The 26,406-nt window shown below is 74.1% G+C and carries 23 protein-coding genes; 11 read left to right on the forward strand and 12 right to left on the reverse strand.

What is annotated here, in order from left to right; all coding sequences use genetic code 11:
* Positions 1-45: 45 nt before the first annotated feature.
* The 3 genes from ABT118_RS20800 to ABT118_RS20810 are packed head-to-tail and all read right to left on the reverse strand — an operon-like array spanning position 46 to position 2,908.
* Entirely contained in the window at positions 46-834 is a 789-nt protein-coding gene (locus ABT118_RS20800) for an ABC transporter ATP-binding protein (RefSeq protein WP_350670648.1), read from the reverse strand.
* On the reverse strand, positions 834-1,877 hold the full coding sequence (locus ABT118_RS20805; protein WP_350670652.1) for a FecCD family ABC transporter permease: 1,044 nt from the start codon (positions 1,875-1,877) through the stop codon (positions 834-836). The genes ABT118_RS20800 and ABT118_RS20805 overlap by 1 nt, the downstream gene beginning before the upstream one ends.
* Entirely contained in the window at positions 1,874-2,908 is a 1,035-nt protein-coding gene (locus ABT118_RS20810; RefSeq protein ID WP_350670653.1) for a FecCD family ABC transporter permease, read from the reverse strand. Before ABT118_RS20810 ends, ABT118_RS20805 begins: the two co-directional genes overlap by 4 nt.
* Before the next feature lie 81 nt (positions 2,909-2,989).
* On the opposite strand from ABT118_RS20810, the gene ABT118_RS20815 reads away from it, so the two are divergent.
* The gene (locus ABT118_RS20815; protein ID WP_350670655.1) at positions 2,990-3,595 is read left to right on the forward strand and encodes an HAD family hydrolase; all 606 of its coding nucleotides are present in this window, start codon (positions 2,990-2,992) and stop codon (positions 3,593-3,595) included.
* Between the two features lie 12 nt (positions 3,596-3,607).
* On the opposite strand, the gene ABT118_RS20820 is transcribed toward ABT118_RS20815, so the two are convergent.
* A complete protein-coding gene (locus tag ABT118_RS20820) occupies positions 3,608-3,820 on the reverse strand; it encodes a hypothetical protein (RefSeq protein ID WP_350670657.1) in 213 nt (70 codons plus the stop codon).
* A gap of 181 nt (positions 3,821-4,001) precedes the next feature.
* Here ABT118_RS20820 and ABT118_RS20825 point away from each other — a divergent pair, with 181 nt between their 5' ends.
* Positions 4,002-5,141: an alpha/beta hydrolase gene (locus ABT118_RS20825; RefSeq protein ID WP_350670660.1), complete on the forward strand. Its 1,140-nt coding sequence runs from the start codon at positions 4,002-4,004 to the stop codon at positions 5,139-5,141.
* A 393-nt stretch (positions 5,142-5,534) separates the two neighbouring features.
* A complete protein-coding gene (locus tag ABT118_RS20830) occupies positions 5,535-5,918 on the forward strand; it encodes a cold-shock protein (RefSeq protein WP_350670662.1) in 384 nt (127 codons plus the stop codon).
* Positions 5,919-5,925: 7 nt separating this feature from the next.
* Here the strand turns inward: ABT118_RS20830 and ABT118_RS20835 are convergent, their stop codons facing one another.
* From ABT118_RS20835 to ABT118_RS20850, 4 genes are all read right to left on the reverse strand, one after another.
* Positions 5,926-6,768, reverse strand: coding sequence for a 1,4-dihydroxy-6-naphtoate synthase (locus ABT118_RS20835; protein ID WP_350670665.1), 843 nt, complete (start codon positions 6,766-6,768; stop codon positions 5,926-5,928).
* Entirely contained in the window at positions 6,765-7,511 is a 747-nt protein-coding gene (locus tag ABT118_RS20840; RefSeq protein WP_350670666.1) for a futalosine hydrolase, read from the reverse strand. The genes ABT118_RS20835 and ABT118_RS20840 overlap by 4 nt, the downstream gene beginning before the upstream one ends.
* Complete coding sequence (locus ABT118_RS20845; RefSeq protein ID WP_350670668.1) at positions 7,508-8,077, reverse strand: hypothetical protein; 570 nt, start codon at positions 8,075-8,077, stop codon at positions 7,508-7,510. Before ABT118_RS20845 ends, ABT118_RS20840 begins: the two co-directional genes overlap by 4 nt.
* A gap of 98 nt (positions 8,078-8,175) precedes the next feature.
* Positions 8,176-9,546 (reverse strand): MFS transporter, encoded by a 1,371-nt coding sequence (locus ABT118_RS20850; RefSeq protein WP_502884617.1) that lies wholly within the window; start codon positions 9,544-9,546, stop codon positions 8,176-8,178.
* Between the two features lie 448 nt (positions 9,547-9,994).
* Between ABT118_RS20850 and ABT118_RS20855 the strand changes: the two genes are divergently transcribed.
* On the forward strand, positions 9,995-10,876 hold the full coding sequence (locus ABT118_RS20855; protein ID WP_350671070.1) for a DUF3027 domain-containing protein: 882 nt from the start codon (positions 9,995-9,997) through the stop codon (positions 10,874-10,876).
* Positions 10,877-11,089: 213 nt separating this feature from the next.
* A complete protein-coding gene (locus ABT118_RS20860) occupies positions 11,090-14,380 on the forward strand; it encodes a sacsin N-terminal ATP-binding-like domain-containing protein (RefSeq protein ID WP_350670671.1) in 3,291 nt (1,096 codons plus the stop codon).
* A 62-nt stretch (positions 14,381-14,442) separates the two neighbouring features.
* On the opposite strand, the gene ABT118_RS20865 is transcribed toward ABT118_RS20860, so the two are convergent.
* Positions 14,443-16,977, reverse strand: coding sequence for an HAD-IC family P-type ATPase (locus ABT118_RS20865; protein WP_350670673.1), 2,535 nt, complete (start codon positions 16,975-16,977; stop codon positions 14,443-14,445).
* A gap of 52 nt (positions 16,978-17,029) precedes the next feature.
* A complete protein-coding gene (locus tag ABT118_RS20870) occupies positions 17,030-17,305 on the reverse strand; it encodes a DUF2530 domain-containing protein (protein WP_350670675.1) in 276 nt (91 codons plus the stop codon).
* A 244-nt stretch (positions 17,306-17,549) separates the two neighbouring features.
* On the opposite strand from ABT118_RS20870, the gene ABT118_RS20875 reads away from it, so the two are divergent.
* Positions 17,550-19,010: an NCS2 family permease gene (locus tag ABT118_RS20875; RefSeq protein WP_350670677.1), complete on the forward strand. Its 1,461-nt coding sequence runs from the start codon at positions 17,550-17,552 to the stop codon at positions 19,008-19,010.
* 218 nt (positions 19,011-19,228) lie between these two features.
* Complete coding sequence (locus tag ABT118_RS20880) at positions 19,229-20,926, forward strand: enoyl-CoA hydratase-related protein (RefSeq protein ID WP_350670680.1); 1,698 nt, start codon at positions 19,229-19,231, stop codon at positions 20,924-20,926.
* A gap of 57 nt (positions 20,927-20,983) precedes the next feature.
* On the opposite strand, the gene ABT118_RS20885 is transcribed toward ABT118_RS20880, so the two are convergent.
* Positions 20,984-21,763: an MHYT domain-containing protein gene (locus tag ABT118_RS20885; RefSeq protein ID WP_350670682.1), complete on the reverse strand. Its 780-nt coding sequence runs from the start codon at positions 21,761-21,763 to the stop codon at positions 20,984-20,986.
* 236 nt (positions 21,764-21,999) lie between these two features.
* Here ABT118_RS20885 and ABT118_RS20890 point away from each other — a divergent pair, with 236 nt between their 5' ends.
* Positions 22,000-22,440 (forward strand): MarR family winged helix-turn-helix transcriptional regulator, encoded by a 441-nt coding sequence (locus tag ABT118_RS20890; protein WP_502884618.1) that lies wholly within the window; start codon positions 22,000-22,002, stop codon positions 22,438-22,440.
* A 119-nt stretch (positions 22,441-22,559) separates the two neighbouring features.
* On the forward strand, positions 22,560-24,080 hold the full coding sequence (locus tag ABT118_RS20895) for an MFS transporter (protein WP_350670686.1): 1,521 nt from the start codon (positions 22,560-22,562) through the stop codon (positions 24,078-24,080).
* A gap of 19 nt (positions 24,081-24,099) precedes the next feature.
* Here ABT118_RS20895 and ABT118_RS20900 read toward each other — a convergent pair whose 3' ends face one another.
* On the reverse strand, positions 24,100-24,618 hold the full coding sequence (locus tag ABT118_RS20900; protein ID WP_350670688.1) for a GNAT family N-acetyltransferase: 519 nt from the start codon (positions 24,616-24,618) through the stop codon (positions 24,100-24,102).
* A gap of 46 nt (positions 24,619-24,664) precedes the next feature.
* Between ABT118_RS20900 and thpR the strand changes: the two genes are divergently transcribed.
* Together thpR and ABT118_RS20910 are read left to right on the forward strand one after the other, a co-directional pair.
* Positions 24,665-25,255, forward strand: coding sequence for an RNA 2',3'-cyclic phosphodiesterase (gene thpR / locus ABT118_RS20905; protein ID WP_350670690.1), 591 nt, complete (start codon positions 24,665-24,667; stop codon positions 25,253-25,255).
* Positions 25,256-25,335: 80 nt separating this feature from the next.
* Positions 25,336-26,274, forward strand: a complete 939-nt coding sequence (locus ABT118_RS20910; protein WP_350670693.1) for a LysR family transcriptional regulator — start codon at positions 25,336-25,338, stop codon at positions 26,272-26,274.
* Positions 26,275-26,406: the final 132 nt, after the last annotated feature.

Consider the following 26,406-nt stretch of genomic DNA (forward strand, 5'->3'; position numbering starts at 1 on the left):
GTACGACAGATGTCGATTATGTCCGAGTTGTCGGATGATGCCCGGTCAGGCCGCCCAGGGCGCGCCCGGGATCACCAGCGGCGTCCCGGTCACCGGGTCCGGCACCACCACCGACTTCAGCCCGAACACCTCCCGGACCAGCCCGGCCGTCACCACCTCGGCCGGCGGGCCCTGCGCGACGATCCGCCCGTCCCGCATCGCCACCAGGTGGTCGGCGTACCGGGCGGCCTGGTTGAGGTCGTGCAGCACGGCCACCACCGTCCGCCCGCGCTCCGCGTTCAGCCGCCGGACCAGGTCGAGCACCTCGACCTGGTGGGCGATGTCCAGGAACGTGGTCGGCTCGTCCAGCAGCAGGATGCCGGTGTCCTGGGCCAGCGCCATCGCGATCCAGGCCCGCTGGCGCTGGCCGCCGGACAGCTCGTCCACGCTGCGCTCGGCCAGGTCCGCGGTGGAGGTCCGCTCCATCGCCTCGGTGACGGCCCGCTCGTCCTCCGCCGACCACTGCTGCCACCAGCTCTGGTGCGGCTGGCGGCCCCGGGCCACCAGGTCGGAGACCGAGATCCCCTCGGGCGCGGCCGGCGACTGCGGCAGCAGGCCGATCCGGCGGGCGATCTCCCGGGTCGGGGTCCGGGCCAGCTCGGCGCCGTCCAGCAGCACCGCGCCCCCGGCCGGCCTGAGCAGCCGTCCGAGCGCCCGCAGCAGGGTCGACTTGCCGCAGGCGTTCGGGCCGACGATCACCGTCACCCGGCCGTCCGGGACGGTCAGGTCGAGGTCCTCGACCACCGTCCTCGACTCGTACGCGAGGGTCAGCCCGCGCGCCTCCAGACGGTCCATCAGGAACCTCCACGACGGGAACGGATCAACAGCCACATCAGGTACGGCGCACCCACCAGCGCCGTCACCACCCCCACCGGCAGCTCGACCGGCGCCAGCAGCCGACGCGCCAGCAGGTCGGCCGCCACCACCACGACGGCGCCGGTCAGGGCGGAGCAGAACAGCGGCAGCCGCGCGCCCCGGACCAGCCGGACCGCGATCTGCGGCGCCATCAGCGCGACGAAGTCCACCGGCCCGGCCGCACCGGTGGCGCAGGAGGCCAGCACGATGCCGAGCAGCGCCGTGCCGAGCCGGATCCGGTTCAGCCGCAGGCCGAGCCCGATCGCGGTGGAGTCGTCGAAGGAGATGCTGCGCTGCGCCCGGGCGGACCAGAGCACGGCCGGGACGGCGGCCAGCAGGACCCAGGCCAGCCAGGCGGACTGTTCGAGGCCGGCGCCGTTCAGACTGCCCGTCATCCAGACCTTGGCCTGCTGCGCCTGGAGCCCGTCGCCCTTGGTCAGGAAGAGCGAGGTGAGCGAGGAGAGCGCGATCGAGATGCCGATCCCGATCAGCACGAAGCGCTGCGCGTGCATCCCGCGCCGCCAGGCCAGCAGGTAGACCAGCAGCCCGGCCGCCAGCCCGCCGGCCACCGCCGCCCACGGCACCTGACGGGCCGTCTGGACGTAGCCGAAGCTCATCAGGCCGACCACCACCGCGCTCGCGCCGTGGCTCACCCCGATCACGTCCGGGCTGGCCAGCGGGTTGCGGGCGACGGTCTGGATCAGCGCTCCGGCCAGGCCGAGCGCCAGGCCGACCAGCAGACCCACCGTCACCCGGGGCAGCCGCAGCTCGCCGACCACCAGCTGGTCCGGGCTCGGCCGGCCGAGCAGGACGTCCAGCACCGAGGCGGGCGGGACGGTCGACTCGCCGAGGCAGAGCGAGGCCACCACCGCGCCGGCCAGCAGCACCAGCAGGGCCGCCGCGACCGCGACGGACCGGCGGTGCACCAGGAACGAGGCCGGGCCGAACCGGGCCACCGTGTAACCGGCCAGGGGGACGCTCATGCCGCCACCACCTTCTTCCGGCGCACCAGCGCGATCAGCACCGGTACGCCGACCAGCGCGGTCATCACCCCGGCCGGCACCTCGGCGGGCCGGAGCACGACCCGGCCCAGGACGTCGGCGAGCAGCAGCAGCGCGGGCCCGAGCAGCGCGGACAGGGTCAGCACCCAGCGGTGGTCGGTGCCCACCAGGGCCCGGGCGGCGTGCGGCACGGCCAGGCCGACGAAGGCGATCGGCCCGGCCGCCGCCACCGCCGAACCGGTCAGCACGGTCGCGCCGAGCGCCCCCACGGCGCGGGTGGTCCCGGTCCGCGCGCCGAGGCCCCTGGCGGTGTCGTCGCCGAGCGCCAGCGCGTCCAGGCCGCGGGCCACCGCGAACACCAGCGCGGCGCCGACCAGCAGGAAGGGCAGCAGCTGCCAGGCCACGTCCGGCGTCCGCCCGGCCAGCGAGCCGACGTGCCAGAACCGGAACCGGTCCATCGTCGCCGCGTCCGTGGTCAGCACGGCGGAGATCAGCGCGGCGATGAACGCGGTCATCGCGGACCCGGCCAGCGCCAGCTTGACCGGGGTCGCCCCGCCCCGTCCGGTGCCCGCCAGCGCGTACACCAGCACGGCGGCGACCGCGGCACCGGCGAAGCCGAACCAGACGTACCCGGTGAGCGAGCCCACGCCCAGCACCGAGATGGCGAGGACCACCCCGGCCGACGCCCCCTGGCTGACGCCGAGGATGCCGGGCTCGGCGATCGGGTTGCGGGTGACGCCCTGCATCACGGCCCCGGCCAGGCCGAGCGCGGCGCCGACGGCCAGGCCGACCGCGGTGCGCGGCAGGCGCAGCTCGCGGACCACCACGGCGTCGGGGCCGTCGCCGCCGTGCAGCAGCGCGGAGACGGTCGTGCCCAACGGGACGGTGCGGCTGCCGACCGCCAGGCTCAGCAGGACCGCCAGCAGCAGGACGGCCAGGGCGGCGGTGAGCCAGAGTATTCGCCGGCGCAGCAGCGCCCGGCGGCCGGGCCCGGTGGCGGTGGTGTCAGGCATATGTCCCATTTCGCAGAAAACCGAGGCAAACCTAAGTTGCCCGCTGCGGGCGGGGCAAGTTCCGGCTCCTAGGGTGGGGGCATGTCTCTCACCGTGGGCTTCGACCTCGACATGACCCTGCTCGACACCCGGCCCGGCATCCGGGCCACCTATGACGTGCTGTCAGCCGTGACCGGCGTCCCGATCGACAGCGCCCTGGCCGTCACCCGGCTCGGGCCGCCGCTCGCCCAGGAGATAGCGCACTGGTTCCCGGCCGACGCGGTCGAGGAGATGGCGGACCTGTACCGGACCTTCTACCGGGAGCACGCGCTGCCCGGCACCCTGCTGCTGCCGGGCGCGGTCGAGGCGCTGGACGCGGTCCGTGCGGCGGGCGGCCGGGTCGCCGTGATCACCGGCAAGTACGAGCCGAACGCCCGGCTCCAGCTCGACCACGTCGGGCTGGTCACCGACGTCCTGGTCGGCGACACCTGGGCCGAGTCCAAGGGCGACGCGCTGCGCGAGCACGGCGCCACCGTCTACGTCGGCGACCACCTCGGGGACATCCGCGGCGCCCGCGCGGCCGACGCCGTCGCGGTCGGCGTCGCGACCGGGCCCTACACCGGCGCCGAGCTCCGGGCGGCCGGTGCCGACGTGGTCCTGGCCGACCTCACGGCCTTCCCCGCCTGGCTCGCGGAGCACCTGGCCTGACGGCCCGGGGTCCTACTGGCTGCGCGCGGAGCGGAGCAGGCCGAGCAGGGCGATCAGGAAGCCGAGCGGCATGACCATCGAGACCCAGTAGGCGATCGTGGGCAGTCGCGGCAGATCGAAGAAGAGCGGGACGAACGTCACCATGGTGGCCACCGCCCCGATCAGGAAGACGATCGAACCGGCCCGGACCAGGCCGTCGCCACGGTCGGTGCTCGTGCTGCTCACGGGGACTCCTCAACGGACGACGACGGACACTCCGGACGGACCCCCCAGTGTCGCAGCCCACCGCCCCCGCCGATCGGCGGGGCGGGGTTCCGCCCAGACGCTCAGTCCGCACAGCGGACTCTCAGGCACCCTGGAGGGTGTTGTCGGGAAGCGGGCCGGGCGAGCAGGGGCGAACGAACACATGGGTCTGACGAGTCACAAGGTGCTCGCGCTGTCGGCGCTGGTGTCGGTGCTGATGATCGCCGCCACGGTCTGGCTCTGGCCCCGGCTGGCGAAGAGGAGCTGGGCCAGCGTGTTCGGCCGGATCGGCACCATCCTGGGCACCCAGCTCGCCGTGATGTGCACCGTCGGGCTGGTGGCCAACAACTACTTCGCCTTCTACAGCAGCTGGGCGGACCTGGTCGGCACCAACCAGGACGGACCGGTGGTGATCCAGAGCCAGCTCGCGGACGGCCGCAAGGGCGCCGTGGTGCAGACGATCGCGCACGAGAACGTCCGGGGCTCCAACACCGTCGGCCGGGAGCCGGCCGCGGTGGGCAGGCTGGAGAAGATCCGGATCCCCGGCGCCGGCACCGGCCTGACCACCGAGGGGTACGTCTACCTGCCGCCGCAGTACTTCCAGCCGGAGTTCAAGGACAAGAGCTTTCCGGCCGCGATCGCCATCACCGGCTTCCCCGGCGACGCGAAGAACCTGATCACCAAGCTGAACTACCCCTCGACCGAGCTGAACCTGATCAACGAGGGCAGGTCCAAGCCGTACGTGCTGGTGCTGATGCGCCCGTCGCCGGCCATGCCCAGGGACACCGAGTGCGAGGACATCCCCGGCGGCCCGCAGTCGGAGACGTACTTCGCCAAGGACGTGCCGCAGACCCTGCGGGACTCGTACCGGGTCGCCTCGGGGCCGGGCAGCTGGGGCGTGATCGGCAACTCCACCGGCGGGTACTGCGCGCTCAAGCTGGCGATGAAGCACCCGGACGTGTTCGCGGCCGGGGTGTCGCTCTCGGGCTACTACCGGGCCGCCGAGGACCCGACCACCGGCGACCTGTTCGGCGGCAGCCAGGACCGCCGCAACCAGGCCGACCTGGGCTGGCGGCTGAACAACCTGCCGAAGCCGGACGTCGCGCTGCTGGTCGGCGGGAGCAAGGAGGGCGACGGCGACTACTACCCGTCGACCCAGCAGTTCGCCGCCGCCGCGAAGGGCAGCGCCACCAAGGTCTCCTCGATCACGCTGGACACCGGCGGCCACAACTTCAACACCTGGAGCCGGATGCTCCCCGCCTCGCTCGGCTGGCTCGCCGACCGGCTGCCCGCCCCTGCCTGAGCCCGGTCCGCCCCGGCCGTTCCGACCTGCACGGATCTGATGGTCCGTCACGGTGTGCAGTTCCCCGGGGACGGAAAGTTTCGGGCCGCGGGTGGTCGGGGTATGCAGCCTTCGCACGGGGCCGTTCGGGTGCCCCGCCGTCCTGATCGGGGGTGCCGTCCGTGGAGAGCGCTCAGCCGTTCCCTGACCGCGCCAGGCCCTGGTCGGGCCGTGCCCGCCACGTCAGAACGCCGTACGAGAAACCGGCTGCGTGCCGGTGAGGCACTGACGGATCATTAGGCTGCTGACTCCGAGACCGACCTGACGCCCACGGCGCGGTCGGCTCGTCATCCACCCCGGTGATCCCCGGCCCACGGCCGGGGTCTCCCCGCACCCACACGAGGACTCTTCGAGATGCCCACCGGCCAGGTCAAGTGGTTCAACGAGACGAAGGGCTTCGGCTTCCTGTCGCGCGACGACGGCGGCGACGTCTTCGTGCACACCAAGGCGCTGCCCGCCGGGGTGACCGCGCTGCGGCCGGGCCAGCGGGTGGAGTTCGGAGTGGTGGCCGGGCACCGGGGTGACCAGGCGATGTCGGTCACGCTGCTGGAGGCGCTGCCCTCGGTGGCCGCGGCCCAGCGCAAGAGCCCGGACGACCTGGCACCGATCGTGCAGGACCTGATCACCACCCTGGACGCGATCCTGCCCGGCCTCCAGCACGGCCGGCACCCGGCCAAGCCGACCGGTCAGAAGCTGGCCGGCCTGCTGCGCGCGGTGGCCGACCAGTTCGACGTCTGACCCCGGCTCAGAACTCCAGCGCACCCGGGCCGATCGCGGGGACCAGTCCCTCGGCGGCGGCCCGGGTGAGCAGGCCGCGCACCGCGGCGTAGCCGGCCTCGCCCAGGTCGGCGGTGAACTCGTTCACGTACAGCCCGATGTGCTGGTCCGCCACCGCCGGGTCCATCTCCTGCGCGTGCGCCAGCACGTACGGCCGGGACGCCTCGGGGTTGTCCCAGGCCATCCGGACCGAGCTGCGGATGGTCGCCGCCAGCTGCTCCAGCCGGTCCCGGCCGAGCGAGCGGCGGGCCACGATGGCACCGAGCGGGATCGGCAGGCCGGTCTCCTGCTCCCAGGCCTCGCCCATGTCGGCGAGCCGGTGCAGCCCGTACTGCTGGTAGGTGAAGCGGGCCTCGTGGATCACCAGCCCGGCGTCCACCCGGCCGTCCCGGACGGCGGGCATGATCTCGTGGAACGGCAGCACCACGATCTCGCCGAAGCCCCCGGGCACCGCGTTCGCCGCCCAGAGCCGGAACAGCAGGTAGGCGGTGGAGCGCTCGCTCGGCACCGCGACCGTACGGCCCGCCAGGCCGGCCGCCGCGCCCGGCTCCCGGGTCAGCACCAGCGGGCCGCAGCCCCGGCCCAGGGCGCCGCCGCAGGGCAGCAGGGCGTACTCGTCCAGCACCCAGGGCAGCTGGCCGTAGCTGATCTTCAGCAGGTCGAGCTTCCCGGCCTCGGCCAGGCCGTTGGTGATGTCGATGTCCGCGAAGGTCACCTCGGGCGCCTCGGCCCCGGGCACCAGCCCGTGCGCCCAGGCGTGGAACACGAAGGTGTCGTTCGGGCAGGGCGAGTACGCGACCTGCAGTGTCATCGGGAGACCTCCTCGACCAGCTCTCGGTACGGCAGCAGGACGAACGCCCGCTCCAGTGCGCCCAGGGCCTCGCCGATCCGCCAGGCGTCCCGGTCCCGGGGTCCCACGGCGTTGGAGACCGTCCGCAGCTCCAGCACCGGCACCCGGTACCGCGCCGCCGCCTCGGCCACCCCGTAGCCCTCCATCGCCTCCGCCACCGCGTGCGGGTGGCGGGCCGTCAGCTCCTCGGCCCGCTCGGCGGAGCCGGTCACGGTGGAGACCGTCAGCACCGTCCCGGTCGCGGCGTCCAGCGCGTCGGCGGCCAGCCGCACGGCGCCGGGCGACGGGGTGTACCGGATGCTGCCGAAACCCAGCGCGGCCACGTCCCGGAAGCCCTCCGGCGTCTGCGCGCCCAGGTCGGCCACCACGATCTCGTCGGCCAGCACGATCGTCCCGATCGGCGCCCGGGGCACGAAGCCGCCGGCGATCCCGGCCGAGACCACCAGGTCGTACGGGTGCTGGGCCAGCACGGCGGCCACCGACACGGCGGCCGCGGTCGGGCCGACCCCGGCCACCAGCACGTCCACCTCGGCGCCCGAGGCGTGCTCGCTGCGGCGCAGCTCGCCGACGTCCAGCGGCACCGGCCGCGCGCCGTCCCGCAGCCCGCGCAGCACGGCCTCGGCCTCGGCGGCAACGGCAACGGCGACGAGCAGCCGGGGGGTACCCGGCCGCTCGTCGCCGTTGCGGGGCTGGCTCGCCGTCACTGGGACTGCTGCTCCTGGGGAGCCTGCTGCTGCTGCTCCTGCCCGGCGGCGTCCTTGTTCTTCAGCTGGAAATACCAGACGCCGATGATGTCGCCGGTCTTCTCGTTCGCCTCGACCACGGTCACGGTGGTCTTCTCGGTCGTGGTCAGCAGGCCCGAGGCCGGGAGCAGACCGGAGAAGGTCGAACCAGTGCGGGTCGACGCCAGCGTGGCGCGCTGCTGCTGACCGCCGTCGGTGAAGGCGAACCAGCCCTTGTCGGCCACCTCGGGGTCGACGCCGACACCGATCTTGTCGGTGACCTTGACGTCGAGCGAGGGGAGGGTGCCGCCCTTGACCGCCGCGGCGGCGTCCTTCTGGCACTTCGTCTGAGCTGCCTCGTCGATCGGCTTGCCGTCGTTGTAGCAGGTCGGACCGGCGTGCAGGGTGGAGCGGCCGACCACCAGGGTGGACAGCGGCTTCTCGGGCTTGCCCTCGGAGTTGGCATGGGCGATGGAGATGCCGACCGTGCCGGCGCCGATCACGACAACGGCGCCGACGGCGGCGATGACACGGGTGCTGAGGCTCATGGGCAAGAGGCTACCGGCCTTCCCCGATCATCAAACGCGGGGGTCGCCCGTCCGGGCGCCCGGGCGGGGCGCCCGTTCGGCCATCAGGGGATCCGGGGTCAGGCGCTCCGGCTCTTCACCCGGGCCACCCCCGGGCGGGTGCCCAGCCTGACCAGGGCCCAGAGGGTCCACACCAGCGACACCGAGAGCAGCCCGGCCGCCAGCCCGAGCCCGAGCGAGCCGTTCAGCGGCAGGGTGATCCCGAGCCCGCCGCCGGCCACCCAGCAGAGCTGGAGCAGGGTCTCCGACCGCGCGAAGGCGGAGGTCCGCACCGCCTCCGGCACGTCCCGCTGGATCAGCGCGTCCAGTGCCAGCTTCCCCAGCGAGGCGGCCGCCCCGGCCGCGGCCGCGACCAGACCCACCGTCAGCAGCCCGTACCAGACGGCCGCCGCCGCGGCCGCCACCGTGGCGACCAGCAGACCGGCGGTGACGATCGCCTCCGAACTGCGGGTCCGGAGCCAGGAGCCAAGTACCGAGCCGAGCGCGTTGCCGCCGCCCGCACAGGCCGCCACCACCCCGATCGTCACGGTCGGCTGCAGACCGCCGACCGGGTCGTCCCGGAGCAGGAAGGCCAGGAACATCACCAGGAAGCCGACCAGTGCCCGCAGCGAGGCCACCGCCCGCAGGGCGAGGATCACCGAGGGGCCGACCGTCCGCAGCCGGGCCTTGTCGGGCCTGCGCCGGTGCTCCTCCCCGCTCAGGTGCTCCTCGGAGTGCAGCAGGGCCCGCTGCTCGCCCTTGGCCGAGTCGACCTCGTGCGGGAGGTGAAAGGCCATCAGGGTGCCCGCCACGAAGACCAGGAAGGCCCCCCGCAGCGGCCAGGCGGGCCCGATCAGGTGGAGCAGCCCGCCCACCCCGGCGGCCAGCATGCCGGCCAGCAGCCCGGCCAGGGTGACCCGGGAGTTGGCCTTCACCAGCGAGAGCCGGGGCGGCAGCAGCCGGGGCACCACGACGCTGCGCACCACTCCGTACCCCTTCGAGGCGACCAGCACCCCGAGCGCGGCGGGGTAGAGCGCGAGGCCGCCGTCGACCACCGGGCCCGCCATGGTCCAGGCCAGCACCGCCCGGGCCAGCATGGAGATCGCCACCGCGGTCCGGCGGCCGTGCGGCATCCGGTCCAGCAGCGGGCCGATCACCGGGGCCAGCAGGGCGAACGGGGCCATCGTGACCAGCAGGTAGAGCGCCACCCGGCCGCGGGCCTCGCCGGTGGGCACCGAGAAGAAGACGGTGGAGGCGAGCGCGATCGCGATCAGCATGTCGCCGAAGGAGTTCAGCGCGTGCAGTTCGATCAGCTTGGCGAGGCCCGATTCACCCGCGCCCTCGGCGGCGGTGGCCCGGCGGATCCGGCGGCCGGTGCCGTGCACCACCCGGCCGGTGCGCAGCCCGGCCGAGGAGGCACCGCGCACCAACAGGTTCCGGCGGGGCGCCACCGCTCCACCGTCCGGCGGCGGACCGCTGTCACTCGCCGACGGGACGGCATTCGGCTCTCGCGGCACCGGCGGGGGCGGGCCCGGCTGCTGCGGGCCGTCCGGTTCGGGCCGCGACGGGATCTCCTCCGCCACACCCCAATCCTGCCCGAGAAACACCGGAACGACGCCGGGCAGCACCATGATCACCGGGACCTCGTCAGGCCCGCGTCCAAGCCGGACTGTCCTGGGTGGCCGACCGGCGGGTAGCCTGCACTACGCGCGTGCACTGCCCGGCGGGCGGCGCGGCCGGTCAGCGGACGGGCGCAGGTCGCGCAGAATGATACGAGAGACGGTGCCCACCGGACCGGAGCTCCTGGCAGGACCGCGCGGGTCCAGCAGCTGACTGGCCGTGGGCAAATGGGCCGCAGGCTACAGAACTTGGGAGAGAATCGACGCCGTGAGTGCTGCGATGCGAAGCCGTACCCCCGACCGGCTCTGTGCCGAGGCCGTCGAGATCGCCCGCCAGGCTGCCGTCGAGGCGGTCGGAGCCGAGACCATCGGTGCGCACCTGGGTGTCCGCGCCGACGGAGAACGGGTCGTCACCCACACGTTCGAGTGCCTGGACGCGGCCTACCGCGGCTGGCACTGGGCCGTGACGGTGGCCCGTGCGCCCCGGGCGAAGAACGTGACCCTGGACGAGACGGTGCTGCTGCCCGGACCCGACGCGGTGCTCGCACCGCAGTGGGTGCCGTGGAGCGAGCGCCTGCGTCCCGGCGACATGGGTCCCGGCGACCTGCTCCCCACCGACGCGGACGACCTCCGGCTGGAGCCGGGCTGGTCCGGCGAGGACGAGCCGGCCCCGAACTCGGTGGCCGTCCTGGACGCCGCCGAGGACCTGGTGGTCAGCGACTCCGGGGTCCAGCCGGCCCCGGCCCGGGCCCGGATCGGCGCGATCGCCGAGGAGCTCGGCCTCGGCCGGCCCCGGGTGCTGTCCCGGCTCGGCCTGCACCTGGCCGCCGACCGCTGGGAGACCGCCTACGGTCCGCAGACCCCGATGGCGCAGGCGGCCCCGGCCAACTGCACCTCCTGCGGCTTCCTGATCCCGATCGGCGGCTCGCTCGGGCAGGCCTTCGGCATCTGCGGCAACGAGTACGGTCCGGCCGACGGCCAGGTCGTCTCGCTCGCCTACGGCTGCGGCGGCCACTCCGAGGCGGCCGTGATCCCGGCCCCGCCCGCGCCCTCCGAGCTCATCCTGGACGAGCTCGAGGTCGAGCCGATGCAGCTCCACCCCGACCGCAGCAGCGGCTCGGTCGAGCCCGACGCCCCCGCCGAGGAGCTCGGCCACTCGTAGCGGTCAGGGGCCCGGGGAGCGGCGAGAAGAACTACACGGCGCCGCCTCCGCGTGGCCGGCCGGGCACTGTTCCCGGACCGGCACGCGGGGGCGGCGCCGTCGTTCCCCGGGCCCCGGTCCGCCGAACCATGCGCCCCTGCGCGGCGCCGCCGCCACGGCAGGGGAGAATGCCCGGTACGGCAAGCCAGGGTGGCGGCGGAAGGCGGCAGTGCAGTGGAGCCTCGGATCATCGGCGGCAGCAGCGACGAGCAGGTGGCCGACCCCTTCGACACGGCCGGCCTGCGGCACCGGGTACTGGAAGCGTGGACGGCCGCCCCGGCCCGGTTCCGGGAGGACGCCAACGCCGAGGAGGAGCTGGCCCTCGGCGGCTACCGCGACCGCCTGATCGTCGAGTTGGCGCAGAACGCCGCCGACGCGGCGGCCCGCGCGGGTGCCGAACCCGGCCGGCTGCGGCTGACCCTGCGGGACGGCGTGCTGGCCGCCGCCAACACCGGCGCCCCGCTGGACGCGGCGGCCGTCGAGTCGCTCTCCACCCTGCGCGCCTCCTCCAAGCGCACCGACGACGCCCCCACCGTCGGCCGCTTCGGGGTCGGCTTCGCGGCCGTGCTCGCGGTCACCGACGAACCGGCCGTGCTCTCCGCCCACGGCGGGGTGCGCTGGTCGCTGGCCGAGGCGCACGCGCTGACCGGGGCCCGGCCGCAGCTGGCCGAGGAGCTGCGCCGCCGGGAGGGCCACGTACCGCTGCTGCGGCTGCCGCTCCCGGCCGAGGGTGCGGCGCCGACCGGCTACGACACCGTGGTGGTGCTCCCGCTCCGGGACGCCGCCGCCGAGGATCTGACCCGCCGGCTGCTGGCCGGGATCGACGACGCGCTGCTGCTCACCCTGCCCGGTCTGGCCGAGGTGACGGTGGAGACGCCCGAGGGCGTCCGGACGCTGTCGCGCTCCGCCGCCGCGGCGCCGGCCGAGGGGATCACCACCGTCACCCTCACCGACGGCGGCCGCAGCACCGACTGGCAGACCGTCACCCTGACCGGCACCACCGCGGCCGAGCTGCTGGCGGACCGTCCGACCGAGGAACGCGCCCGCCCGTACTGGTCGGTGACCTGGGCGGTGCCCGTCAACCCGGACGGCACCCCGCAACCCCTGCGCACCGCGCCGGTGGTGCACGCGCCGACCCCGAGCGACGAACCCCTGGGCGTACCCGCGCTGTTGATCGCCGGCTACCCGCTCGACCCGACCCGCCGCCACGTCGCGCCCGGCCCGCTCACCGACTTCCTGACCGAGCGGGCGGCGGACGCGTACGCCGACCTGCTGCGGGCCCGGGGCGGCGACCTCGGGTCGCTCAGCCTGGTGCCGGGGCCGCTCGGCGAGGGCGCGCTGGACAACGCGCTGCGCAACGCGATCCTGCACCGGCTGCCGGCCACCCCGTTCCTGCCGCACCCGGCCCCGGTGGAGGAGGGCACCCCGGCGCTCCGGCCCCGGGACGCCACCCTGCTGGAGGGTGCCGACCGGGACGTGGTGGAGGCGCTGGCGCCGATCTTCCCCGGCCTGCTGCCGGCCGGCCTGGAGCGCCGGACCGAGCTGCGGGTGCTCGCCGTGCGCCGGGTGCCGCTGGCCGAGGTGGTCGACCAACTCGGCGGCCTGGAGCGGGAACCGGCCTGGTGGCGGAACCTGTACGCGGCGCTCGCGGGCGCCGACCCCGAGTCGCTGGGCGCCCTGCCGGTGCCGCTGGCGGACGGCCGTACGGTGACCGGACCGCGCCGGGTGCTGCTGCCCTCGGACGCGGCCGACTGGGCCGGCTTCGAGGGCTACCCCGAATCACTGGCCGACGCGCTCGGCCTGCTCGACCTGCGGCTGGCCCACCCGGAGGCGTCCCACCCGCTGCTGGCCAAGCTCGGCGCCGGGACGGCCACCCCCGCCGGGGTGCTGGACACCCCGGAGGTGCGGGCGGCGGTGGCCCGTTCGCTGGAGCTGGGCGAGGACGACTTCGACGCCGCCGTCGACCTGGCCGACGCGGTGCTCTCCCTGGTGAAGGCCGCCGGGGCGACCCCCGGCGAGCACCGGTGGCTGGCCCGGCTGGCCCTGCCGGACGACGAGGGCGAGCTGTCCCGCGCGGGCGAGCTGATCCTGCCCGACTCCCCGCTGGCCGCGCTGGCCCGGGAGGACGACGCCGGCTACGTGGACGAGGACCTGCTGGAGCGCTGGGGCCCGGAAGTGCTGGCGGCGGCCGGGGCGTTGAGCACCTTCGTGCTGGTCCGGGCCGAGGACGTGGTGCTGGACCCGGACGACCTGGAGCGGCTCGACCCGACCGCCCCCGCCGACCGGGCGGCCGGCGGCCGTCCGACCGGCCTGCTGGACGAGGCCCCCGACGGCCTGGCCGACTGGTGCGAGGACGCGCTGGAGGCCCTGCACGCGGACGACAACGGGGAGTTGGGGGTCCCGCCGGTGGCCGCCGAGCTGCTCGCGGTCCGCGACCTGGACCTGGTGGACGAGGACGCCTGGCCCGAGGCACTGGCCCTGCTGTCCCGGCCGCCGTACCGGGAGGCGGTGGTCAACCCGGTCCGCACCCTGCTGCCGAACGGCAGCTACGTGGACCTGCCGCCGTACACCGCCTGGTGGCTCCGGGACCACCCGGTGCTGGACGGCCGCGAGCCGGCCGGCCTGCGCGCCGCCGGTGCCGACCCGCTGCTGCGCGGCCTCTACGACGAGGCCCGCACCACGCTGGACGAGACCTTCCTGCACGCCCTCGGGGTCCGCACCACGCTGGCCGCGCTGCTCGCCGAGCCGCACGGCCCGGACGAGCTGCTGGACCGGCTGACCGATCCGGCCTCCGCCGTGACGCACCGTCAACTGCACGGCATCCACAGTGCGCTGGCGGGCGTCCCGGCCGAGCGGATCGAGCCGCTGGACCTGGTCCGGGCGGTGCCGCCGATGGACCCGGAGACCGGCCGCCGCCCCGACACCACGGTGCTGGTGGACGCCACCGAGGCGGTGGTCGCGGACGCCCCCGACCTGGTCGAGCTGCTGCACCCGTACCCGCTGCTGCCGGTCGCCCCGGAGCTGGCGCCGGAGCTGGCCGAGCGGCTGCACGTCTCGCTGGCCAGCGAGGTGGCCGGCGGCCGGGTGCTGTCCGAGGGCACCCTGCACCGGACCCCGGCCGTGGTGCGGGAGCTGCTGCCCGGCTGCCCGGCCGTCTACGAGGAGCACGAGGAGCTCCTGGTGGTCGGCCCGGACGGCAACGAGGCGGCGGTCGGCTGGCGTTGGGACACCTCCGCCGCCGCCCCCGAGCTCCCGTACGACCCGGAGGAGGCCGAAGCGGCCGACGAGGACGACGAGTTCGAGGTCCCGCCGGTACCGGGCCTGCTGCACGCGGCCACCCCCGAGGGCCTGGCCGCCGGTCTGGCCTGGTCGGTCGGCCAGTGGCACCGCCGGTTCGAGATCCTGGCCGCCCTGGCCGAGCCCGACCGGGCCTACGAGCTGCTGGCGGCCCGGGACTTCGAGTAGCCGGACCACGCGACGGCCCGCCCCCGGTCACCGGGGGCGGGCCGTCGGCGTCCGACCATCGCTCAGCCGTCGCCGTTGCGGCGGACGATGACCCGCCAGACGACCTCCAGCAGCAGGCCCGCCACCACCGCGATGCCCACCCCGATCCACGGGTCCCGGGTGCCCGCCAGCGAGAGCTGGAAGAAGTCCGACAGCCACGGCACCAGCAGCACCAGCGTGAAGGCCCCGCCCATGGTGGCGATCAGCGCGATCCGGAGCCAGTTGTACGGCCGGGCCACGATCGCCAGCACCCACATCGCCACCAGGAACAGCGTCAACGTCGCGACACTGGTGTCCGCCTTCAGGTCGGTCGCGTGGTCGGACCTGGCCAGCATGTAGGCCGTGAAGGTGGCGGCGCCCGCGATCGCGCCGCCCGGCACCGCGAGCCGCAGCACCCGGCGGACGAAGCCGGTCCTGGCCCGCTCGTTGTTCGGCGCCAGGGCCAGGAAGAAGGCCGGGATGCCGATGGTCAGCGAGCTCAGCAGAGTGGAGTGCCGGGGCAGGAACGGGTACGGCACCTGGGTGATCACCACCAGCAGCGCCAGCAGCACCGAGTAGACCGTCTTCACCAGGAAGAGGTTGGCCACCCGTTCGATGTTGCCGATCACCCGGCGACCCTCGGCCACCACCGACGGCAGGGTGGCGAAGCTGTCGTTCAGCAGCACGATCTGGGCCACCGCCCGGGTGGCCTCGCTGCCCGAGCCCATCGCCACGCCGATGTCCGCGTCCTTGAGCGCGAGCACGTCGTTGACGCCGTCGCCGGTCATCGCCACGGTGTGCCCGCGCGCCTGCATCGCGCCGACCAGCTCGCGCTTCTGCTGCGGCGTCACCCGGCCGAAGACGGTGGTCCGTTCGGCCACCTCGGCCAGTTCCTCCGGGTCGGTGGGCAGGGTCCGGGCGTCCAGCGGTGCCTCGGCGCCCGGCAGCCCGAGGTGCGCGGCGACCGCGCCGACCGAGACCGCGCTGTCGCCGGAGATCACCTTGGCCTCGACCCGCTGGCTCTCGAAGTACCGCAGGGTGTCGGCGGCGTCCTCGCGCAGCCGCTGCTGGAGCACCAGGAGGGCCAGCGGCTGGAGCTCGGCCGCCGGGTCGGGCGCGTCCAGCGGGTGCGGGGTCCGGCCGAGCAGCAGCACCCGCAGGCCGCGCGAGCCGAGCTCGTCCACCTCGGCCAGGGCCGGGTGCCCGGCGGGCAGCAGCACGTCCGGGGCGCCGAGCAGCCAGCTGGCCTCGGTGCCCTGCGGCTCCAGCAGCTGCACTCCGCTCCACTTGCGGGCGGAGGAGAACGGCATCGCCTCCAGCACCCGCCAGCGCTCGCCGCTGCCGCCGCTGCCGTCCCCGTAGGCGTCGATCACCGCCTGCATGCTGGGGTTCGGCCGGGAGTCCGCGCCGCCCATCGCGCCGAGCGCCTGCCGGAGCGTCCGCTCGTCGGCGAGCACGTGGTTGGCCAGTGGGGCGCCGGGGCGCAGGTGGCCGTCGATGCTGCGGCCGTCCACCGCCTCCAGCGGGCGCAGCTCGACCAGGTCCATGCCGCCCTCGGTGAGGGTGCCGGTCTTGTCCAGGCAGACGGTGTCCACCCGGGCCAGCCCCTCGATCGCGGGCAGCTCCTGCACCAGGCACTGCTTGCGGCCGAGCCGCACCACGCCGATCGCGAACGCCACCGAGGTGAGCAGCACCAGCCCTTCGGGGACCATCGGCACGATGCCGGCCACCATCCGGCGGACCGCCTCGCGCCAGTCGTTCCGCTCCACCGCGAGCTGACTGATGATCAGGCCGATCGCGGTCGGGATCAGCAGCCAGGTGATGAACTTCAGGATCGCGTCGATCCCGCTGCGCAGCTCCGAGCGGACCAGGGTGAACCGGCTGGCCTCCTCCGCCAGCTGGGCGGCGTACGCCTCCCGGCCGACCTTGGTGGCGGTGAACGCGCCGGCCCCGGCGACCACGAAGCTGCCGGACATCACCTGGTCGCCGGGCTGCTTGAGCACCGGGTCGGGTTCGCCGGTGAGCAGCGACTCGTCGATCTCCAGACCGTCCGCCTCGGTGACCCGGCCGTCGACGATCACCTTGTCGCCGATGCCGAGCAGCACGGTGTCGTCCAGCACGATGCCGGCCACCGCGACCTGCTGCGCGGTGCCGTCCCGGCGGACCTGCGGCTTGGCCTCGCCGATCAGCGCCAGTCCGTCCAGGGTCTTCTTGGCCCGCAGCTCCTGGATGATGCCGATCGCCGTGTTGGCGACGATGACCAGGCCGAACAGCCCGTCCTGGAGCGGGCCGACCACCAGGATGATCCCGAACATGATGCCGATGATCGCGTTGAACCGGGTGAAGACGTTGGCCCGGACGATCTCGCGGGTCGAGCGGCTGGACCGGACGGGTACGTCGTTCACCTCGCCCCGCGCCACCCGCTCGGCGACCTCGGCGGCGGTCAGTCCGCCCCGGCGCTCCTGGCGGGGGCGGCAGGCGTGCGCGCCGTCGGCCTCGGCACCGCCGGTCCCGGTCCCGGCCAGGTCGCCGTTGCCGTCGCCCGGCCCGGTCGCCGTGTTCTCCGCGGGATGAGTCATGGGACCGACTCTAGGTGGGCGATTTGCGCGGTGCGCCCTACCTTGGGCCGATTCAGTCCAACCGAGTGGCGGGGCTCTCGGCGGCCTGTTCCCGGTCCCGGCGGATCGCGTCCCGGCGGGCCCGGCAGTACCAGAGGCCGATCAGCCCCAGCGCGGCTCCGGACAGGCAGATCCACGGCCAGCTGCCGTGGCCGTGCTGCTCCAGGCTGCCCTTGAACGGGATCAGCACCAGGAAGCCGACGAACCAGAGCACCGTGCCGCCGCCGACGATGGCGACGTCGTTCGCTTCCAGCGGCGGGGGAGAGGGGCGCAGTGCGGTCTTGGCCATGGGGCCAGCCTAAGGGGAGGGGTGCCCGGCGCCGTAGTGGCAGGGGCGGTCGAATGATCGAGTCCGACCGTAATGGGCTCTTTCTACGCGCGAAGATGGCGCGTGCACGATCGAGGAACTCATACTGAGAATCCGCTACGGCCCTGGTGCGATCCCCCGACTGCCCGGCCGTCGCCCGGCAGCCCCGGCCAGTGACGCTCCGGGTCTCCGCCCTCCTCACCTCCCCCACCTGACGAGGACGCGAATGTCTCCGCTGGCCCAGCCGACCGTAGAGTCGCCCGAGCCTTCCCCGGCCGCCCCGCAGCCGTCCAGCCCGCTGGACCGCTACTTCAAGATCTCCGAGCGGGGCTCCACCCTCGCCCGCGAGGTCCGCGGCGGTGTCGCCACTTTCTTCACCATGGCGTACATCCTGGTGCTCAACCCGATCATCCTGGCCAGTGCCGTGGACATGAACGGGACCCACCTGAGCAGCGCCCAGCTGGTCACCGCGACCGCCCTGACGGCCGGTCTGACCACGCTGCTGATGGGCGTGATCGGCAACGTGCCGATCGGCCTGGCAGCCGGACTCGGCGTCAACACCATCGTGGCGCTCCAGCTCGCCCCCCGGATGACCTGGCAGGACGCCATGGGCATGGTGGTGCTGGCCGGGTTCGCGATCATGATCCTGGTGGCCACCGGGCTGCGCGAGCGGGTGATGAACGCGGTGCCGCTCGGCCTGCGCAAGGCCATCGCGATCGGCATCGGCCTCTTCATCTGCCTGGTCGGCCTGGTCGACGCGGGCTTCGTCAGCCGGATCCCGGACGCCGCGCACACCACCGTCCCGCTCCAGCTGGGCGGCAACGGCCACCTGAACGGCTGGCCGGTGCTGGTCTTCATCCTGGGTCTGCTGCTCACCCTGGTGCTGCTGGTCCGCAAGGTCCCCGGCGCGATCCTGATCAGCATCGTCGCCATGACCGCCGTCGCGCTCGTGATCGACCAGGCCGCGAGCGTCCCGGCCTCCTCCTGGGGCCTGACCGTCCCGGAGTGGCCCGGCAACCCGGTGGCCGCGCCCGACTTCGGCCTGGTCGGCCAGGTCAGCCTGTTCGGCGGCTTCTCGAAGGTCGGCATCCTGACGGGCTGCCTGTTCGTCTTCACCGTGCTGATGTCCTGCTTCTTCGACGCGATGGGCACCATCCTCGGCGTCGCGGACGAGGCGCACCTGCTGGACGAGAAGGGCGACCTGCCCGGCATCAACAAGATCCTGATGGTGGACGGCATCGCCACCGCCGCGGGCGGCGCGACCTCCTCCTCCGCCAACACCTGCTTCGTCGAGTCCACCGCGGGCGTCGGCGAGGGCGCCAGGACCGGCTTCGCCTCGATCGTCACCGGCGCCCTGTTCCTGGTCGCCCTCTTCCTCACCCCGCTCGCCACCATGGTCCCGGCCCAGGCCGCCACCCCGGCGCTGGTCACGGTCGGCTTCCTGATCCTGGCCAACTCGATCCGGGAGATCGACTGGTCGGACTACACGATCGCCGTCCCGGCCTTCCTCACCATGGTCCTGATGCCGTTCACCTACTCCATCACCAACGGCATCGGCTTCGGCTTCATCACCTTCTGCGTGCTCCGCCTCGCCACCGGCCGGGCCCGCTCCGTCCCGGTCGCGATGTACGCGGTCGCCGCGGTCTTCGCCTTCTACTACCTGATGCCGGCGCTCGGCCTCGGCTGATCCGCGCGGCAGTCGCCCGGGCCCTTCCACCGTTGACCGGTGGGAGGGCCCGGTGCGTTCCCGGGGGGTGTTTGGGAGGGGTGTTGTAGAGGTCCGGGGGGAGGCGGTTCCAGTGGTCATGTCCATGTTTGGATGAGGCTCGCCCGGGGCTCGGGGCGGGGCTGAGCAGGGTGAACGGGGGGAGTTCGCGGTACTGCTGACCTGCCGTCGGAGGGCAAATGCGCATTCTGCTGATCGCCAGCGCTTTCAACAGCCTGACCCAGCGCGTCCATGTGGAGCTGAGGGAGCGCGGGCACACGGTCGGGGTCGAGCTCGCGCTCGGGGACGGGGTGGTCCGGGCCGGGGTGGCCCGGTTCCGGCCCGATCTGATCCTGGCGCCGATGCTGACCCGGGCGGTGCCCGAGGACGTCTGGAGCCGGTACCCGGTGCTGATCGTGCATCCGGGGCCGAAGGGGGACCGGGGGCCGTCCTCGCTGGACTGGGCGGTCCACCAGGGGGCGGCCGAATGGGGGGTGACGGTGCTGCAGGCGGTGGCGGAGATGGACGCCGGGCCGATCTGGGCCTCGGTGCCGTTCGCCGTCCGGGCCTGCGGGAAGAGCGAGTTGTACCGGAACGAGGTCGCGGACGCGGCGGTCGAGGCGGCGCTGCTGGCGGTGGAGCGGTTCGAGAGCGGCTGGTACGCGCCCGAGCCGCTGGACTACGGCCAGTGGGACGTCACCGGGCAGCTCCGGCCGTACCACGCCCAGGAGTTCCGGCGGATCGACTGGGACCGGGACGACACCGCGACGGTGCTGCGCAAGCTGCGGGCGGCGGACAGCCAGCCCGGGGTGCTGGACGTGCTGTTCGGCCGGGAGTACTTCCTGCACGGCGGCTGCGCCGAGGACGAACTGCGCGGCCGGCCGGGTGAGTTGATCGCCAGCCGGGACGGCGCGGTGTGCCGGGCCACGGTGGACGGGGCGGTCTGGATACCGCAGCTGCGGCCGCGCCGGGAGGCGGGCGGGCCGCCCGCGTTCAAGCTGCCGGCCGCCCGGGTGCTCGGGCCCGCCCTGGTGCTGGCGGGGGTGCCCGAGGTGCCGGTGTCGCCCTCGGCCGCGGCCGGGCGGCAGACCTGGTCGGAGCTGCGGTACCGGGAGGAGGGCGAGGTCGGCTACCTCGAATTCGCCTTCCCCGGCGGGGCGATGAGCACCGCGCAGTGCCGCCGGCTGCTGGCCGCGTACCGGACGGCGGTGGCCCGGCCGACCTCGGTGCTGGTGCTCGGCCCGGGCCGGGACTTCTTCTCCAACGGCATCCACCTGAACGTGATCGAGGCCGCCGCCGACCCGGCCGAGGAGTCCTGGGCCAACATCAACGCGATGGACGACCTGGTCGAGGCGGTGCTGACCACCACCGACAAGTACACCGTCGCGGCGCTGGCCGGGAACGCGGCGGCCGGCGGCCTGATGCTCGCGCTGGCCGCGGACGAGGTCTGGTGCCGGGCCTCGGCGGTGCTCAACCCGCACTACCGGCTGATGGGGCTGTACGGCTCCGAGTACTGGACCTACACGCTGCCCCGCCGGGTCGGTGCCGAGCAGGCCGACCGGCTGACCGCGGCGGCCCTGCCGGTCGGGGCCGGGGAGGCGCTCGCGATCGGCCTGGTGGACCGGGTCGGGACCGGGGACTCGACCGCGTTCCGGCGCTGGGTGCAGGAGCAGGCCGCCGGGGTGGCCGGTTCGGGCGGGCTGGCGGCCGGGCTGCTGGCGAAGAAGCAGCGGCGGGCCGACGACGAGGCGGTCAAGCCGCTGGCGGCCTACCGGGCCGAGGAGTTGGCCAGGATGCGGCACAACTTCCTGGACCCGGGCGAGAGTTACCACCAGTTGCGGCGGGCCTTCGTGCACAAGAGCTGCCCGGACGCGACGCCGGCCCACCTGCGGGGCTGAGCGCGGGAGGCCCCGCCGGGCAGCGGCGGGGCCTCCCGGGTCACCCGGTCCGGACGGTCACCGGGCCCGGGCGCCGAGGGGTGCGGCGGGGCCGAGGAAGACCGAGGTGCGCCCGGTCTGCTTGCTCGGGGCGACGGCGAACGCCAGCGCGCTGGAGAAGACGTAGGTGCCCAGGCCGACGGCGAGCGGGAAGACGAACTGCAGCGCGATCACCCCGGGCGGCGTGGTGCGGACCGCCGAGAGCTGGACGCTGATCGCGGCCATCCCGGTGTAGTGCATCGCGCAGACCGCGATCCCCATCACCGGTGCGGCGGACAGCACCGCCGCGGTGCCCTGGATGTTGAGCGCGGCCCAGAGCGCCGCCGTGGCCGCGAAGATCGCGATCCCGACCGAGGCGGCCACCGTGGTGGTGTCGTACGAGATGCTGCCGGAGACCCGCATCGCGGCCATCCCCAGGTAGTGCATGGCCGCGACACCGAGCCCGGTGGCCACGCCGCCGGCCAGCAGTGAGCCGACCGGGCGGCTGCTGTAGCCGACCGTGAAGATGCCCGCGCCGACCACCGCGATGGCGACCAGCAGGCTGAGCACGGTGAGCGGGACGTTGTAGCGGATCTCGGCGCCGCGGACGGCGAAGCCGAGCATCGCGATGAAGTGCATGCTCCAGATGCCGACACCGAGCGAGACCGAGGCGAAGGTGAGCCAGTTCCGCCTGGTCCGGCCCTCGGTGAGCAGGGCCCACCGGGTGCTGCGCAGGGCGAGCATGGCCCCGAGGCAGGCGGCCAAGTACGAGATCGCCGGGGTGACCCAGCCGTGGACAGCGTGGTCGATGTGACCCAAAAGGACTCCCTGGACGGGGCGGGGTGCACTGTGCCGATGTGCTGTGTTCCTGACAATCTGGAGGCTAACGGCGGGTCAGATTCCGGGCAACCCTGGGGGATTCTGTGAACTCGCAGGTCAGCGCCGGTCCTTCACGAGTACGCCAAGGGCTGGGCACGAAGTCCTGACGTGATGTCCAGCCTTCCCGGCGGCCGGCGGGTATGAATTTTTATTAGCGAGAGTAATGAGATAGGCTAATGACTATGCCCGAGATGTCCGAGGAGGACCTCGCAGCCGTCAGTCAGCTGCGGTCCTCCGCCATGCGCCTCTCCCGCCGGTTGCGACACCAGCGGGTCGAGGAGTCGTTGAGTCCCACCGAGATCGGGGTGCTCGGCACCCTCGGCCGGTGCGGCAAGGCCACCCCTGGCGAGCTCGCCAGGAAGGAGCACGTCCAGCCGCCGTCGATGACCCGGATCATCGCGATGCTGGAGGAGAAGGGGCTGGTCAGGCGCGAGCCGCACCCCGAGGACCGCCGGCAGGTGGTGGTCAGCAGCACCGAGCAGGCGGAGGCGATCCTCGCGGAGAGCCGCCGCAGGCGGAACGCCTGGCTGGCCGAGCTGGCCCAGGGGCTGACCGAGGAGGAGTGGGCGGTACTCAAGGAGGCCGCACCCGTCCTCTACAAGCTGGCCCACCTCTGACGTACGCACGGACACCTCAGGACCGGAAGAAGGAGTACCGCATCACCGCAGGACGCAACCGAAACACCAGTAGCGCGACCGCAGCCACGTCCGTGGTCGCGCTTCGAGGGGAGCACAACGTGACACCGCCGGCCGCAGCCAGCGCCGCCATCCGCACCGACGACCCGAGCACCGATTCGGCAGCCACCACGGCTGCCCCCGCCGACAGCCTGGCGCCCACTCCGGTGGGCCTGCCGGGCAGCGGCGACGACGACCCCGACGAACGCACCGCGGCGGCACCGACCGCCGCGTCCGCCCCGACCGGGGAACCCCGGCGCGGGGACGGCCCCACGGGGGCGCAGTTCACCCGGCCCGGAGGGATGTTCTCCTCCCTGCGGGTCCGCAACTACCGCTACTACTTCGCCGGCCAGGTGGTCTCCAACACCGGCACCTGGATGCAGCGGATCGCCCAGGACTGGCTGGTGCTCAGCCTGACCGGCAGCCCGCTCGCGGTCGGCATCACCACCGCGATGCAGTTCCTCCCGATGCTGCTGCTCGGCCTCTGGGGCGGCGTCCTGGCCGACCGGCTGCCCAAGCGGCGGCTGCTGATCGCCACCCAGGGCGCGATGGGCCTGCTGGCCGTCGGCCTCGCGGTGCTCACCATCTCCGGTGCGGTCACCGCCGGGTACGTCTACGTCTTCGCGCTGCTGCTCGGCCTGGTCACCGTGGTGGACAACCCCACCCGGCAGGCCTTCGTCAGCGAGATGGTGCCCGCCAAGGACCTGGCCAACGCGGTCAGCCTGAACGCCGCCAACTTCCAGACCGCGCGCCTGATCGGCCCGGCGGTGGCCGGTCTGCTGATCGCCGCGGTCGGCAGCGGCTGGGCCTTCGCGGTCAACGCGCTCTCGTTCGCCGCCGTGATCGGCGGACTGCTGGCGATGCGGACCGGCGAGCTGCGCCCGACCGAGCCGGTGGCCCGGCAGAAGGGCCAGCTCCGGGAGGGGCTCCGGTACGTGAAGGAGCGTCCTGAGCTGCTCTGGCCGATGGTGCTGGCCGGCTTCATCGGCACCTTCGGGTTCAACTTCCCGACCCTGCTGTCGGGTTTCGCCTACGACACCTTCCACGTCGGGGCCGGGCAGTACGGTCTGCTGAACACCGCGATGGCGGTCGGTTCGCTGGCCGGCGCCCTGCTCGCGGCCCGGCGCGGCGCGCCCAGGCTGCGCCGGCTGGTCGGGGCCGCGCTGGTCTTCGGAGCGCTGGAGGTGCTGGCCGCCTTCGCCCCCGGGTACTGGACCTTCGCGCTGCTGCTCACCGTGATCGGGGTGTTCGGGCTGACCTTCAACACCTCGGTCAACTCGATGATCCAGCTCTCCACCGACCCGGAGATGCGCGGGCGGGTCAGCGGCCTGCTGGTGCTGGTCTTCACCGGCGGCACGCCGATCGGCGCCCCGGTGGTCGGCTGGGTGACCGATGTCTACGGGCCCCGGCTCGGCCTGCTGGCCTGCGGCGCGGTCTCCGCGCTGGCCGCGCTGGTGGTCGGCCTGGTGCTGGCCCGGGCGGCCGACCTCAAGGTGCGGGTCGACCTGCACCGCGGCTCCCGGGTGGTGGCCTTCGTGCCGCGCACCCCGGTGCGGAGCCGCGAGCTCGCCACCGCCTGCTGACGCGGCGTCGGCGGCCCGGTCAGAGCCTGATCTCCAGGAGCTGGCCGGGCCACCGGCGGCCGTCGTCCTTGGCCAGCTCGAACGCCTGGGTCCGGGTGAAGCCGAGCCGCTCGTACTGGGCCACCAGCCGCCGGTCGTCGCCCGCGTAGCAGTCCACCCGCAGCAGCGGGACGCCGCGGCGGCGGGCCTCGGCCAGCGCGTCCGCGACCAGCGCCGCGCCCACGCCGGTGCCGCGGGCGGCCCGGTCGGTGACCAGCCAGCGGAGGTACAGCTCGGGGCCGTCGACCGGGGCGGCGTACGACGGGGCCGTCCCGGCCAGCACCGCGGCGCCGACCACCCGGCCGCCGGCGTCCACCGCGAGCCGGACCAGGTCCTCGGTGGCGGACCGCTCCAGCCCGGCCACCGAGGTCGGGCGGTCGCTCCACGGCTGCTCGCCCCACTGCCCGGTCCGGCCCTCGGCGGCCAGCCAGGCCACGGCGCCGTCGAGCAGGGCCAGCACGGCGGGGGTGTCGGCGGGGCCGCCGGTACGGATCTCCATGACGAACGTTCTATCAAGGCCGGGCCCGGTGGACGATCATGGGGGCATGAGGCTCTTCGTGGCGGTGAATCCGCCGGTGGACGCGGTACAGGAACTGGCCGATGCGGTGGCACCGCTGCGCGGGCTGCCGGGGGCCGAACGGCTGCGCTGGACCGGGGTCGAGGGCTGGCACCTGACCCTCGCCTTCCTGGGGGAGCTGCCGGAGACCGAGCTGCCCGCGCTGACCGGGCTGTTGGCCCGGGTGGCGGGGGAGCACGGCGCGCACCGGCTGCGGCTGGCCGGGGCGGGCTGCTTCGGCGACCGGGCGCTCTGGGCCGGAGTGGACGGCGAGGTGTGGGCGCTGCGCCGACTGGCCGAGGCCGTCCGCGAGGGCGTCGGCGAACTCGGGGTGGAGAGCGACCAGTTCGGCTTCCTTCCGCATCTCACCCTGGCCCGGGCGGGCGCCGCGGCGGGCCGCCGCCGGGCCGCCCGGCGCACCGACGCGGGCGAACTGCAGGCGCTGGCCGGTGCGCTGGAGGCCTTCCGGGGCGGCGAGTGGCGCGCGGCCGAGCTCTGCCTGATGCACAGTGAGACCGGCGCCGGTCCGTCCCGCTACACCGTGCTGGAGCGCCTGCCGCTGGCGGACTGGAGCGCCTGACCGGGCCGAACCGCTGACCGGGTCGAACCGCTGCTGGCGGCTCCCTTGTCGGGGCGAGCCGCCGCCCTTACGTTCGTCGGATGGAGCTGGAGCTGCGCCACCTGCGGACCGTCCGGGCAATCGCCGAGGCGGGCAGCCTGACCAAGGCCGCAGTCGCCCTGAGCCTGGCCCAACCGGCCCTGAGCACCCAACTCAAGCGGATCGAGCGGCTGTTGGGCGGCGCGCTGTTCGAACGCGGCCGGGACGGCGTCCGGCCGACCCCGCTCGGGGAGCTGGTGCTGAACCGGGCCAGGGTGCTGCTGCCGGCCGCCCAGCTGCTCCAGGAAGAGGCGGTCCGGTTCGCCAACGCGCCGGTCGGCCGCCCCAGGTTCCGGCTCGGCGCCACCCACGGCCCGCTGCTGGGCGCCCTGGTGGACCGGCTGGTGCAGGAGCACCCCGGTGCGGCGGTGACCACCTCGAACTCCTGGTCCACCCGCGAGATCATCGGCCAAGTGGCGGGCGGGCGGCTGGACTTCGCCCTGGTGGGGGTGTGCGGCGAGAGCCTGCCGGACGGTGCCGAGCAGCTGGCCTGGCGGGTGGTCGGCACCGACCCGGTCTTCGTGATGCTGGCGGCGGACCACCCGCTGGCCGGGGCGAAGGAGCTGGTGTTGGACGAACTCGCCGGGGAGCAGTGGACGGTGGCGCCCGGGGAGGGCTGCTTCGCCGACTGCTTCTCGGCGGCGTGCAGCCGGGCGGGGTTCACGCCGCTGTCGATGTACGAGACCGACACCGCGTCCTGCGTGCACCTGGTGCAGGTCGGGCGGGCGGTCGGGCTCTGCCGCGCCACCTTCCCGCCCACGGCGGGCCTGGTCACCGTGCCGCTGACCGGCACCCCGCTCACCTGGCGCCACCTGCTCGGCTGGCACCCGGCGGCGACGTCCGCCGACACCGCCGCCGAGGTCACCCGCTACGCCCGCACCGCCCACACCGAGGCAGCCGACCGCAGCCCGTCCTACGCGGGCTGGCTCGCGGCGCGCTAGAGCTCGCGGCGCGTTAGGGCCTCTCTTTCGGATCACGTCGGGCGGGCGCCGCCGGGGCACGTGCCCTCCTTGCCCGGCAACGGGCAGGAGGGGCCCTTCGCCGGCTTCTCGTCGGTCGCCGATGCTCCGCAT

Source organism: Kitasatospora sp. NPDC002040 (assembly GCF_040296785.1).
In the GTDB taxonomy this organism is placed as follows: domain Bacteria; phylum Actinomycetota; class Actinomycetes; order Streptomycetales; family Streptomycetaceae; genus Kitasatospora.

What these genes read in the sequence shown, in the direction of transcription:
- ABT118_RS20800 (WP_350670648.1), bottom strand. Translation starts at nt 834, where the DNA reads ATGGACCGTCTGGAGGCGCGCGGGCTGACCCTCGCGTACGAGTCGAGG.
- ABT118_RS20805 (WP_350670652.1), bottom strand. Translation starts at nt 1,877, where the DNA reads ATGAGCGTCCCCCTGGCCGGTTACACGGTGGCCCGGTTCGGCCCGGCC.
- ABT118_RS20810 (WP_350670653.1), bottom strand. Translation starts at nt 2,908, where the DNA reads ATGCCTGACACCACCGCCACCGGGCCCGGCCGCCGGGCGCTGCTGCGC.
- ABT118_RS20815 (WP_350670655.1), top strand. Translation starts at nt 2,990, where the DNA reads ATGTCTCTCACCGTGGGCTTCGACCTCGACATGACCCTGCTCGACACC.
- ABT118_RS20825 (WP_350670660.1), top strand. Translation starts at nt 4,002, where the DNA reads ATGGGTCTGACGAGTCACAAGGTGCTCGCGCTGTCGGCGCTGGTGTCG.
- ABT118_RS20830 (WP_350670662.1), top strand. Translation starts at nt 5,535, where the DNA reads ATGCCCACCGGCCAGGTCAAGTGGTTCAACGAGACGAAGGGCTTCGGC.
- ABT118_RS20835 (WP_350670665.1), bottom strand. Translation starts at nt 6,768, where the DNA reads ATGACACTGCAGGTCGCGTACTCGCCCTGCCCGAACGACACCTTCGTG.
- ABT118_RS20845 (WP_350670668.1), bottom strand. Translation starts at nt 8,077, where the DNA reads ATGAGCCTCAGCACCCGTGTCATCGCCGCCGTCGGCGCCGTTGTCGTG.
- ABT118_RS20855 (WP_350671070.1), top strand. Translation starts at nt 9,995, where the DNA reads ATGCGAAGCCGTACCCCCGACCGGCTCTGTGCCGAGGCCGTCGAGATC.
- ABT118_RS20865 (WP_350670673.1), bottom strand. Translation starts at nt 16,977, where the DNA reads ATGACTCATCCCGCGGAGAACACGGCGACCGGGCCGGGCGACGGCAAC.
- ABT118_RS20870 (WP_350670675.1), bottom strand. Translation starts at nt 17,305, where the DNA reads ATGGCCAAGACCGCACTGCGCCCCTCTCCCCCGCCGCTGGAAGCGAAC.
- ABT118_RS20875 (WP_350670677.1), top strand. Translation starts at nt 17,550, where the DNA reads ATGTCTCCGCTGGCCCAGCCGACCGTAGAGTCGCCCGAGCCTTCCCCG.
- ABT118_RS20880 (WP_350670680.1), top strand. Translation starts at nt 19,229, where the DNA reads ATGCGCATTCTGCTGATCGCCAGCGCTTTCAACAGCCTGACCCAGCGC.
- ABT118_RS20890 (WP_502884618.1), top strand. Translation starts at nt 22,000, where the DNA reads ATGACTATGCCCGAGATGTCCGAGGAGGACCTCGCAGCCGTCAGTCAG.
- ABT118_RS20900 (WP_350670688.1), bottom strand. Translation starts at nt 24,618, where the DNA reads ATGGAGATCCGTACCGGCGGCCCCGCCGACACCCCCGCCGTGCTGGCC.
- thpR (WP_350670690.1), top strand. Translation starts at nt 24,665, where the DNA reads ATGAGGCTCTTCGTGGCGGTGAATCCGCCGGTGGACGCGGTACAGGAA.
- ABT118_RS20910 (WP_350670693.1), top strand. Translation starts at nt 25,336, where the DNA reads ATGGAGCTGGAGCTGCGCCACCTGCGGACCGTCCGGGCAATCGCCGAG.